At 68.3% G+C, this 1,427-nt stretch carries 2 protein-coding genes; both read left to right on the top strand.

Translation table 11 applies throughout. The annotated features are described in order from the left end of the window. On the top strand, nt 1-794 hold a 794-nt coding region (gene rfbD, locus MHA02_RS21780; protein WP_147082666.1), incomplete at its 5' end, for a dTDP-4-dehydrorhamnose reductase. A gap of 13 nt (nt 795-807) precedes the next feature. Then, on the top strand, nt 808-1,427 hold a 620-nt coding region (locus MHA02_RS21775), incomplete at its 3' end, for a sugar nucleotidyltransferase (RefSeq protein ID WP_147082665.1).

The raw sequence follows: 1,427 nt of genomic DNA, 5'->3' as shown, positions 1-1,427 counted from the left end.
GCCTCGACATCACCGACGAAGCCGCCGTCGCCCGGATCATCGCCGCGCGCGACTGGGCCGCGGTGATCAACGCGGCCGCCTACACCGCCGTGGACAAGGCCGAGAGCGAAGTGGCCGCCGCATGGCGCCTCAACGCGCTGGCCCCGGCGATCCTGGCCGCGGCGACGCACGCCAAGGCGATCCCTCTGGTGCACGTCTCGACCGATTACGTCTTCGACGGTTCGAGCAGCGGCGCCTACACACCCGACGCGCCGATCGGACCCACCAGCGTCTACGGCGCGAGCAAGGCGGCAGGCGAGATGGCGGTTCGCACCGCCAATCCGCGCCATGCGATCGTTCGCACCGCCTGGGTGGTCAGCCCCCACCGCGGCAACTTCGTCAAGACCATGCTGCGGCTCGCCGGTGAGCGCGAAACACTCGCCGTCGTCGACGACCAGCGCGGCTGCCCGACCTCGGCCGCCGATCTCGCGGCCGGGCTGGCACAGATCGCGCTGCGGCTGGCCGAGGATCCGGAGGCGCCGACGGGCACGTTCCACTACGTCAACGCGGGCGTCACCACCTGGCATGGCTTCGCCCGCGCCATCGTTGCCGGCAACGCCCGGCGCGGCGGCCGCGAGATCCCTGTTTCGGGCATCCCGACGAGCGCTTATCCGACCCCGGCCCGGCGCCCGGCCAATTCGGAGTTGTCCACGCAAAGTCTCACGGCCGCTTACGGCCTCATGCCCCGGCCCTGGAGCGAGGCACTCGACGACATCCTCGACCGCCTCGTCGGGCCGGCACACCGACAGACATGACAAGGGTTTTGCCATGAAGGGCATCGTACTCGCCGGCGGCTCCGGCACCCGCTTGCATCCGGCGACGCTCGCCATCAACAAGCAGCTTCTGCCGGTCTACGACAAGCCGATGATCTATTACCCGATCTCGGTGCTGATGCTCGCCGGCATCCGCGAGATCCTGGTGATCTCGAGCCCTGAGCATCTCGGCAACTATCAGCGCCTACTCGGCTCCGGCGAGCAGTTCGGCGTGAGCTTCACCTACGCGGTCCAGCCGAGGCCCGAGGGTCTGGCGCAGGCCTTCATCATCGGCCGCGACTTCGTCGGCACCGATTCCGTCGCGCTGGTGCTCGGCGACAACCTGTTCTTCGGCAACGGCATGAGCGAATTGCTGCGACGCGCCCGCGAGCGCCGGTCCGGCGCCACGGTGTTCGCCTATCATGTCGATCACCCCGAGGCCTACGGTGTGGTTACCCTCGACAAGGAGGGCCGGCCGCGCCGCCTCGTCGAGAAGCCGAAGAAGCCCGAATCTCCCTGGGCGGTCACGGGCCTGTACTTCTACGACAACCAGGTCCTCGACATCGCCGCCGACGTGAAACCGTCGGACCGGGGCGAGTTGGAGATCACATCGGTCAACCAAGCCTATCTCGATCT

It is taken from the genome of Methylobacterium haplocladii (assembly GCF_007992175.1).
Classification (GTDB): Bacteria; Pseudomonadota; Alphaproteobacteria; order Rhizobiales; family Beijerinckiaceae; genus Methylobacterium; species Methylobacterium haplocladii.
The sequence above is the reverse complement of the archived record's forward strand: the minus strand, read 5'-3'. Positions and strand labels throughout refer to the sequence as shown.